A 10203-nucleotide genomic window follows, 5' to 3' on the forward strand; every position below is an offset into this window, starting at 1 on the left:
CCCAGAAGCTAAGCCTCTCAGCGCCGATGGTACTGCAGGGGGGACCCTGTGGGAGAGTAGGACACCGCCGGACTCCTTTTCAGACGAAAGCCCTGACCAACGCTGGTCAGGGCTTTCGTCGTACCCAGACGACACCACAACAACACCCACCCACAATCACAGAGCGACGTGCAGTCTGCACGCGCTCCGGTCCGCGGGATGGGTGTTTTTCGTGTTCTCAGGGGTTCGCTCGTTGAGCATCGTGAGCGTGTGCAGGGCGCACGCCAACGTTAGGGTCTTTTCATCTTCAGCGAACCCTATTCTCACGCACAGTGTTTCAGCGGTATTTGTTGTTTCTGCGTGCCTGATCGGCGCGCAACACCCGTACCGCCGCGACACCTGCGCGGTGGTGCCTGAAGGGAGAAGCAATGTCTGAACAGACAGCTCGGACACGACGACGCGTCGCGGCAACAGCGTCGACGTTCGCGCTCACGGTCGCCGGCATAGCGACGTTTGGGGCCGTGCCGGCGCATGCTGCGCCAGCGGCGGACCCGGTGCCGGCATCGGCCGCGACCGGAACGGCCGCGGTGACCGGTGATGGCTTTGACGATCACTACATCAACTACGTCGAGCCTCGCGTTGAGGGGGCCTTCGACGCTTCGGACGACCACGTCGTGGCGGACCAGAAGGGCAACGTTCGTGGCGCCGTGAGCGACTCTGCGATCGAGCGTGCGAAGGAGAACGATCAGAAGCACGCGCAGGGCAACCCGGTCGCAGCTCGCCAGCTTGCGGCCACGGAGGCGAAAGCGGTCAAGACCGGTAAGAGCCCGAAGAATCTGAAGCAGTCCAAGACCACCCAGCAGGCCAAGCTGCTCACCATCCTGGTCGAGTTCGATGGAACCGACGACTTCTCCAACCTGCAGGTGCCGACGAGCTTTGGGGCAACGGACTGCAAGGCCGGCGACGTGCAGGGCCCCACGCTGCACAACGGCATTCCGAACCCGGCGACGGCGTCGCACCCGGACAACAACACGATGTGGGTACCGGACTTCTCGAGTGAGCACTTCAACAGGATGCTCTTCTCCAGCACGGGCATCACTGATCGCGTCCGCACGGATCTGACGGGTCCCGATGGCAAGCCCGGCTTCGACATCTCGGGCTACACGATGAAGAACATGTACGAGGAGATGTCTCGCGGCGCGTACACGCTCACGGGGCAAGCCACGGCCTGGGTCAAGGTGCCGCACTCCGAGGGCTATTACGGTGCCACAGTGTGCCACCTCAACGCCGAGACCGGTGAGTATGAGGCCGGACCCATGCAGGACATGCAGGGCCACCCCGACAACCCTCTGGGTCCGGGGCAGCTGCCGATCGATGCCGTTGCTGCACTTGCCGCGCAGAGCCCTGACTTCCCGTGGGCTGACTACGACATCGAAGACCAGGGCGATCGCGACGGCGATGGCAATGTGAACGAGCCGGACGGCATCATCGATCACGTCGTCCTCGTTCACGCCGGTGAGGACAAGTCGGGCGGTGGCGGTGCTGAGGGCACGTACGCGGTCTGGGCGCACTCGTCCGACGTAGCAGGCGGAGCCCCGATCCCGGGTACCGATCTGAAGATCCAGAACTACATCGTTCAGCCGGAGAACTCCGGTGTGGGTGTGTTCGCCCACGAGTACGGTCACGACCTGGGTCTGCCGGACCTCTATGACACGTCGAACGCCGGCAACTCGGACATCGACTTCTGGGATCTGATGAGCTCGGGTTCGCACTCCGGCCCCATCTTCCAGTCGATGCCGACGCACATGGGCATCTGGGACAAGTGGGTGCTCGGTTGGGTGGACCTCGAGGAGGTCAACCCGGGTGACGGGACCAAGACCATCAAGGTCGGCCAGACCTCGCGCCCTGCGAAGGGCACCAAGGACGGCGTCAAGGTGAATCTCCCGGACAAGCAGATCGTGCTGGCTGAGCCGCACAGCGGTTCGGAGATGTGGTACTCGAACGCGGATCAGGCGTGGGCCGATGCACAGCTGACGCGATCGATCGACAACGTTCCGGCGGGCGCGACGTTCTCGATGTGGAACGACTTCATCATCGAGGAGGACTGGGACTACGGCTTCATCGAGGTGTCCACCGATGGTGGCAGCACCTGGACCGAGCAGAAGGTCTATGACGACGCCGGCAACGTCGTGTCCACGGACGACGGCTATTCGGACCCGAACGGCCGTCTGGCTGACTTCGGCGGCAAGAAGTACGGTCTGACGGGCACGACCGACGGCTGGCGCCACGACAACGTGGATCTCTCCGCCTTCGCGGGGCAGAACATCCAGATCCGGCTGCGGTACGCGACCGATGCCGCGTACATGGATCGTGGTTGGTTCTCCGACGACTTCTCGCTGACCTCCGGTGGCACCACCCTCTGGAGTGATGACGTCGAGTCGGGAGACAACGGGTGGACCGCCGCGGACGGCACCTTCACCGACACCACCGGTGCGGGATGGGTGCGCGACACGGGCACCCAGATCAAGGCGCAGTACTACCTGGTGGAGTGGCGTAACCTCGACGGCTTCGACGAGGGTCTGAAGTACGGCTACACCACTGTGTACAGCGACGATGCGTGGAAGGTGGAGAAGGTCGCCTACAACGCACCGGGTGCCCTGGTCTGGTATCGCGACACCACCTACGGCAGCTCCAACCAGGTCACTGCGAACCTGACTGCGCTGCCCAGCTACGGTGCGAAGGGCGGTCTGCTGCTCGTGGACAGCCACTTCGATCCGCTGCGTCGCACCGGCGCCGAAGCTGCGCTTGACCCGTCGCTGCTGAAGAACATCTCCAGCCGCGCCCAGTCGTCCAACGCTGCGTTCGGCGTCCAGGCGACCTACCCGCTGCGTGACTGCCTGGTGGACGCCAACTACAACGAGGCATGCACCGACTTCGGTCCGTTGCCGGCGGTGAGCACCTTCACCGACAACAAGGGCTGGGTGGCAGGTCTCGAGCTCCGCGACGGTCAGCTGTACAACCGCATGCGTGACGCATCGGTGGTCGTCCCGTCGGTGGGCGATGCGCCCTACACGACGCGAGTGGTGAACCCCGATGGCACTCCCGCCACCGGTGTTTACGGCCTCGACCTCGGCTTCACCACCCTCGGTACCGGCAACCCCGCCGATGCGGGCGTGGGCTACGGCACCGTGATCTCGGTGAAGAAGTCGATGCAGAACAACACCGCGGCGCTGATCTCGATCACCGCCCCGCGCAAGTGATCTGACGTCCCGCGAGGCGCCGGTCCTCTCCCGAGGGCCGGCGCTTCGTCGTTTTCGTGCGTCCATTCGGAAGCCAACGTTGTGGGCGTCTCGGTGCGAACGGTCGCGTCCTGGCGGCTGCATGTGCCACTCTGACTATGCGCCAGCTATGTGTGAGCTGTGCTGCACGACAACTGGACCCGAACGGACGTTTCATGACTCAGCCCCCTCCGAGCAATCCCGCGCACTCTGCACCCGACGGCGCATCAAGTTCCTCGCCGGCGTTTCCCGTGCCCCCGCATTACCAGCCCCCGCAGTACTCCGCGCAGCCCACTGTGCCGCTCGAAACACAGCAGCTACCGGCACCTCAGGGTGAAAGCGACAAGAGCTTTGTCGCGACCTGGCTGCTCAGCTACTTCCTCGGCTTCTTCGGCGTTGATCGGTTCTACCTGGGTCAGGTGGGCAGCGGCATTGGCAAGCTGGTCACCCTTGGTGGTCTCGGCGTGTGGTGGCTCATCGACCTGATCCTGACACTCACTGGCTCGCGCCGTGACAAGGCAGGGCGCCCGCTCGCCGGCTATGAGAAGAACAAGAAGCTGGCTTGGATCGGCACCGGTGTCCTGGTGGTTCTGAGTATCATCTTCTCGGCAACGATGCCGCGTGGTGGAAGCGCGCCGACAGCGCAGACTCCCGCCGTTGTGGCGTCGCTTGCTACGACGGCTCCCACCTCGGCGCCAGTCGAATCGTCTGAACCCGCAGCGGAGACAACGCCAGCGCAACCCACGCCCGAGCCTGCACAACCCACGCCGGACGCTGCGCAGCCGACGCCAGAAGCGCCCGTGCAACCAGAGGTTCCTGCCGCCTTCGCGTCTGCGCTCAGGAAGGCGACCACATACTCGGACATGATGCACATGAGTAAGGCCGGCCTCTACGATCAGCTCACCAGTGAGTACGGAGAGAAATTCGCACCAGAGGCGGCTCAGTATGCGATCGACAACATCGCTGCTGACTGGAACGCGAACGCCCTGGCGAAAGCGAACGACTACGCCACCACGATGCACATGAGTCGAGCTGGGGTCTATGACCAGCTCGTTAGCGAGTATGGCGAGCAGTTCCTCCCCGAAGAGGCGCAGTATGCCATTGACACGATGTCCGCCGACTGGAATGCGAATGCACTGGCGAAGGCGAAGGACTACCAGACCATGATGGATATGTCGCCCGACGCCATCTGGGACCAGCTCACGAGCGAGTACGGCGAGAAGTTCACTGCTGATCAAGCGGACTACGCGATCGCCAACCTCTAGGTCCCTTCGGCCCGAGGCCCGCCCGTCGAGCGTTATCTGCTCGCTTGATTCTCACGGGGACGTCTACGCCTACGGGGCGTCCCCGTTCTCGCGCTTGCGCGCTGAGGTGTCAGCAGGCGGGTGCGGTGGGGGTGGTGGTGCAGGTGGTGCGGACGGGTGCGGTGTGGGCGGCGAGGATGCGGGTGATGGGTCCGGGGGTTGTGATGGTGATGGTGCCCTGGACAGGTCTGGGGATGTTGTCGGGGAAGGTGACGGTGGCGGTGTAAGTGGTGCTGATGGTGGTGGGGTAGGTGCCGCGGCTTGTGTAGGTGTGCGCGATCGTGGCGGGGTTGTCGGTGGCGTGGGTGGGAGTGGTGTTGTCGCCGTGGTCGAGAGTGAAGCCGGTGGGGGTGAAGGTGACCGTGACGGGGTGACCGAGGAGGGTTCCGGTCAGAGTGTGGGTCGTGGCGGTGAGGGTGATGGGGAGAGGCGTGTTGGTGAGGGCCATGGCTTCGTTGGGCGCAGTGGCCGTGGGGTTGTGCGGGGCGAAGTGTATGAGGTCGGTGTTGTAAATGGTGTCGGGGTAGGCGGGTTGCTCGGGCGTCGGCTCGGGTTCGGGGATGGTGGGTGTGGTGCAGGCGAGTGGGTTGAGGTTGTCCCAGCAGAGATCGCCGGGACCCGGTGGCGCGGGTACGGGGTCCGGGGACGTCTCACCACCATCACTGACTCCTGGATCTGACTCAGCGCCATCATCGGGCGTCGCCGGTTGCGGCTCGGATGGGGTTTCAATGCCACCGATATCCACCTGGGTCCCGTCGTCTCCGGGGCCGTAGTCGTAACAGGCGACGAGATCGCATGTCGGCGGGCCGGATAGCGAGTCGGGCGTCGGGCCGATCGCGGTACCAGTCGCCACAGCAACGGCGAGCAGAAGCACGTTCACTCGCATGTTGGACCCTCGCTTCGAGGCGTGCTGTGGCTAACCAGCCACGCGCCTGAGGTCGGATCGAGTTCCATCGTGACGAGGACCGAGAGAACACCTGGCGGTGTTTCAAAAGCGACTTCGTTCCCGCTTCGATCGAACATGCGGACATCATGACTGTCAATACAGGCATCAATGGCGATCATCGTCGATCGTGAGGGTGTGGACAGGCTGAGAGTCGCCAGAGCGATGATGGGTGCGCCTTCGAACCGTAAGCCCCGAGCTTGCAGAGATTCGTATCGATCGCGATCGAAGCTGTGCTGGATTCCGGTCGACAGTGCGAGGAGGTCGTCAATGCTGGCCAATCCTGAGTCGACCTTCTGAGCCAACTCGACATATGCCACGTACGCAGCGATCGCTGCCTCCACGTCCGCGTTGGACAGCGGGGTGGGGGTGGACGGGTGGTACGTCGGGGTGATCGCAGCGGTTGTCGGTGCCTGCGTCACCTCCGCGCTGCACCCGGCGAGCATCAACGCCGCCAGGGCGATGCATGTCGTGGTGCCAATCCGAGCGCGCGGGAGAGTCAGCATACCCCGAAGCTAGACGCAATCGCGCGGGTTGGAACAGGGCTCTCCACAGCGTTGGGCTGGGGGAGGAACCGACGTCCTTACACGCTGACGCGGCGGAAGGGGGTGACGTAGGACTTCATCTCGGCGGACTTCGTGACCGACCACATGACGTCGACGTGGGGCTCGAGGCCGGTGACCTTGTCGAGGGGCGCGGCGATGATGAGCTGGAAGCCGAGGTCGCGCCAGGCGGTGACCGCGCGGCCGGCGAATTCGGAGTCCGACTTCACGAAGCCCTCGTCGAGGATGACGGTGGCGAAGCGGGGCTTCGCGCGGCGCTCGTCGCCCAGCTGGTAACGCAACGCCGATCCGACGATGAACGCCACGAGCTCCTGCGTCTCGCCACCGGACTTGCCGGCGATGTCGGTGTAGGTGGAGACCACACGGCCGTCGGAGGACACGCGCGAGGCGGAGATCTCGATGTGCTGACGCACGTCGAGCAGGCGATCACGCTCCAGCGTGGAGCCGTTCACTCCGACATCGATCTGCGTCATGAAGTCGCGGAGTTCGATGAATCGAGCCTCGGCCTCGGCGTCACTCCACTCGAGGGAGGCGGAGCTCAGCCGATCGAGCTGGCGACGGAAGCGCGCGAGGTACTCGGGCGTGGAGTGGCGAACCTCGATACGCAGACGATCCTGCCCGCCGGCGCCGAACGGGGTGCCGCGGAGGATGTCGTTGATCGGGTCTAGCCGCTCGTCGATCGCATCGAGGGCACGCTGGTACTGGTCGCTGAGCAGCTTCAGATCATCGCCCGACCACTTCTGGAAGCTGCGGCGGAACGCCTCCAGACGCTGGGGCAGACCGTTGCGCACGATCTCGTCGAGGATCGCCTCGTACTCCTCGAACGCCTCGACGCCCGAGCCGCGGTTCAGGTCGGGCCAGCGGGAGTCGAACATCTCGAAGCTGCGGATCAGAGCCTGCTCGGCCCGTGCCGCCGACTGCTCTGCAGCAGCCAGATCCGTGGACACGGCCTCGCGAACCAGCGCGATGACGCGCGGCAGATCGGCACGCGTGAAGTCACCACCCACGCGCGCGGACTCCGCCGCGAGGGAGGCGCGGTCGGCCTCATCCAGCGTCGCCGACTCGCGCCGCTCGATCGCATCGAGCAGGGTGGCCACGTCGTCCTTGCGGTCGACCACTCGAGCCCACTCGCCATCGAGCTCGATGGCGGACTTCCCGGCGATCACGGAGACCGCGCGCTGATCCTCGCGCTCCGCCACGAGCGCCGTGCGTCGTGCCTGCAGCTGCTGCAGGGCATCGGAATCGGTGGTCAGCGCCTCGTACTGTTCGCGGAGGCCCGCCACCTGGTCGGCGACCGTCGCCGCATCGATGTCGTCCCATGCGGTGGAGAGCACGATGCCGAACGCCGCCGAGCGGCGATTGTGTGCGTCGAGGCGTTCATCGCACTCCTGCAGCTGCGCCGCCAGCGCGGTGCGTTCGCCGTCGAGAGCGACCGCCTCCTCGGCGATCTCCGACATGCGCGCCTCGCCGGAGAACCCCAGCACGTCACGCTGACGCAGCGCCCGGCCGTGTGCACCGCGAGAGCCTCGGCGCGTCTGGCCGTTGATCGTGACCGTCGGCTCATCCGCCTCGAGATCGGCCGCATCCTGCACGCACAGGTGATCGATCGCGTCGCTCGCGACGTGCTCGGCCAGCCACCCCGTGAACGGGCCCTCCTGGAAGACGAGTCGACCGGAGACGTAGCGGGTGTCGGTGGGGCGACGGAACGGGACATCGACCGGAACAGCCTGATTCTGCAGCCGCAGACCGAGCTCGCCGGCCTGTCCCGCGACGAACGTGTCCATCACGCGGCGGATCTGCGGCGCGCGGCGCTCATCGATCATCATCGTGAGCCCGACGCCGCGCAGCGTGTCTTCCGCGGCGCGACGCCACTCGGCAAACTCGGGGGCGATGTCCATCAGCTCGGCGGCAAAGGGCAGATCGCGCGGATCCACTCCGGCGGCCTCGGCGATGCGACGACGGGCCTGATCGTGCTCCACCGGCACCCGGCCCGCGCGGGAACCGAGCGAGGCGCGCTCCTCCTTCAGCGCCTGCAGGCGAGCCTCCACCCGGCCGCGGGCGGCGACCACGCGATCGCGCTCCGCCTGCAGCGCCATGAACGAGTCCGACGACGAACCGGTGTGCGCCTGCGCGATGGCACGCAGCTCGCCGAACGAGTCGGCATCGAGGGTGTCGAGGGACAGCGCCTGCACCTTGTCGAGGAACTCGGAGCGCTTCAGCTGCTTGCGGGCGAGGTCGGCGCGAGCCTGTTCCAGCTGCGACTCCAGCACTTGCATCGCGTTGCCGCCGTTGTCGCGGATCTCCTGATCGATGACCTCCAGCTGCGCATTCAACGCGGAGATCCGAGCGTCCGCGGCGGCCTTCTCCGCCTGAGCGCGCTCCTTCTCGATGCGCGTCCGGCTCTCATCGCGATCCAGCAGGTCGCGCTCGGTGAGCAGGCTCCAGAGCCCGAAGGCCGATTCGTGGGCGTTGACGCCGAGACGATCGAGTCGCTCGGTGCGCGCAAGAGCATCGCGTCGTTCGATGAACAGCTCGCGGATGGGGGACAGCACCCGCTGCTTCTCCTGCGCGATGCGGATGTCCTCGTACGTCTGATTCAGCGCGCGGAACTGCTCCAGGGCGCGATCCGCCGCACCGAAGGTGGCGGGGCGCTCCAGCACGAGCTCTTTGAACAGCCGATCGACCGTCCGCACCTGGTGGCCCGCCTGCACTCGCGCGAGCAGTCGCAACGCGTTGTCTCCACTGTCCACCCCGCCGATGCCGAGCCGCGTGGTCACGTATTCCAAGAACTTGCCCGGCGTCTCGTGCGTCTCGATGCTGGGCAGCGACTCACGCATGCGCCGCACATCGAAGCGGGTCTCGGCGTAGCGATCGAGTTCGGACAGGTCCACGTCGGCGGCCACGGTGAACATGCGCATGCGGACATCGGCCGCATTCGTGGCATCTGCCGGCGCGATGAACGTGCGGAGCACAGTGAGGACGCGCTCCGAGTCGTCGGTGAAGGTGGCCGCGATCGCGCCCCAGATCGGGGCATCGCCCCCGCGCAGCACCGTGTCGGTGATCTCGTCACCCTGCCGGGTGGAGTCGATCTTCCCGCGCAGGTAGCTGAGCACGTTGCGCTGGGTGGCGCTTCGCGCACGTCCCGTCGTGGCGTCGTTCGAGGCGCCGTTGAAGGGCACGTTCGTCGGCATCATCAGCGCGAGATACGCATCGAGGATGGTGCTCTTGCCCGTGCCGGATCCGCCGGAGATGAGGGTGGCGTCGTGACCGAAATCGATGCTGTGGTGACCGTGGAAGCCGCCCCAGTTCACCAGCTGCATCGTGGTGAGCCGCCACTGCGCGGTGGCGTCGTCGAAGCCCTCGAAGAGTGCGGGGGTGCTCACTCGGCGTCCTCCTCGGTGGCGGCATCGGCGTCAGGCGCGGGGGTCCCATGATCGGGGTCGCCGTGATCGTGGGCCGCGCCCGGTCGGTTCTCCTCGCGGAACCAGGCGAGGAGAGTGGGCAGCTTCTGCGCGGGCAGCACGGATTCGATCACGGCCGTGATGAGGTAGCGATCCGGATCGGTGGTGCGCGCGAGAGCACCGAGTCGCACAGCGGATTCGATCGCCTTCTGCGCGCGATTACGGTCGCCCGCCTTGTCTCCGGCGTCCTGGGGCCGGTACAGCGCGATCTGCTCCAGCAGCTCCTCGGCGCCCACGGAGACGTGCTCCACGCCGTTCGCGCGCTCGGTGAGCTGGCGCTGGCGCAGATGCAGCAGCAGCACCGTCTCCTCGCGCGTGTAGGTGGCCTCGTGCAGCAGCGGCGGGGCCGGCGAATCCGTCTCGGAACGGATCTGGTACTTGAAGGCGACGCCGTTCGGATCGATACGCAGATCCAGAAACAGATCGTTCAGCCGGGAGCGGATCAGAGCCTCGTCCTCCCGCAGGGCGGCCCAGGCCTCCGGGTCCGCTGTGGCGGTGATCGTCGGCTTCTTTAGGATGCGCACCAGGGCGCGACGCTGGGCGACGGTGAGCATGCCGGAGTCGCCGTCCCAGAGCGCGGAGCGGCCCTCCAACGCGGCGTCTTCGAGGGAATCCGTCCCCGCGAACGCGGAGATCTCGGGAGCGGGAACCGGGGCGGCGGGGGACGTGTCGGCG

General features: G+C 66.0%; 6 protein-coding genes. 2 read left to right on the forward strand and 4 right to left on the reverse strand.

All coding sequences use genetic code 11. The annotated features are described in order from the left end of the window. The first annotated feature begins 407 nt into the window (after positions 1 to 407). Together ACI3KU_RS18715 and ACI3KU_RS18720 are read left to right on the forward strand one after the other, a co-directional pair. On the forward strand, positions 408 to 3239 hold the full coding sequence (locus ACI3KU_RS18715; protein WP_404923851.1) for an immune inhibitor A domain-containing protein: 2832 nt from the start codon (positions 408 to 410) through the stop codon (positions 3237 to 3239). 314 nt (positions 3240 to 3553) lie between these two features. After that, the gene (locus tag ACI3KU_RS18720) at positions 3554 to 4522 is read left to right on the forward strand and encodes an Ltp family lipoprotein (protein ID WP_404923852.1); all 969 of its coding nucleotides are present in this window, start codon (positions 3554 to 3556) and stop codon (positions 4520 to 4522) included. Positions 4523 to 4631: 109 nt separating this feature from the next. Here the strand turns inward: ACI3KU_RS18720 and ACI3KU_RS18725 are convergent, their stop codons facing one another. The 4 genes from ACI3KU_RS18725 to ACI3KU_RS18740 form a co-directional block, all read right to left on the reverse strand. Next, positions 4632 to 5447 (reverse strand): hypothetical protein, encoded by an 816-nt coding sequence (locus ACI3KU_RS18725; RefSeq protein WP_404923853.1) that lies wholly within the window; start codon positions 5445 to 5447, stop codon positions 4632 to 4634. Further along, positions 5438 to 5926 (reverse strand): hypothetical protein, encoded by a 489-nt coding sequence (locus ACI3KU_RS18730; RefSeq protein ID WP_404923854.1) that lies wholly within the window; start codon positions 5924 to 5926, stop codon positions 5438 to 5440. The genes ACI3KU_RS18725 and ACI3KU_RS18730 overlap by 10 nt, the downstream gene beginning before the upstream one ends. Positions 5927 to 6087: 161 nt before the next feature. Continuing rightward, positions 6088 to 9450, reverse strand: coding sequence for an ATP-binding protein (locus tag ACI3KU_RS18735; RefSeq protein ID WP_404923855.1), 3363 nt, complete (start codon positions 9448 to 9450; stop codon positions 6088 to 6090). Next, on the reverse strand, positions 9447 to 10203 hold a 757-nt coding region (locus tag ACI3KU_RS18740; protein WP_404923856.1), incomplete at its 5' end, for a DUF4194 domain-containing protein. The genes ACI3KU_RS18735 and ACI3KU_RS18740, both read right to left, overlap by 4 nt.

The sequence above is a fragment of the Microbacterium sp. ZW T5_56 genome, from assembly GCF_044987425.1.
Classification (GTDB): Bacteria; Actinomycetota; Actinomycetes; order Actinomycetales; family Microbacteriaceae; genus Microbacterium.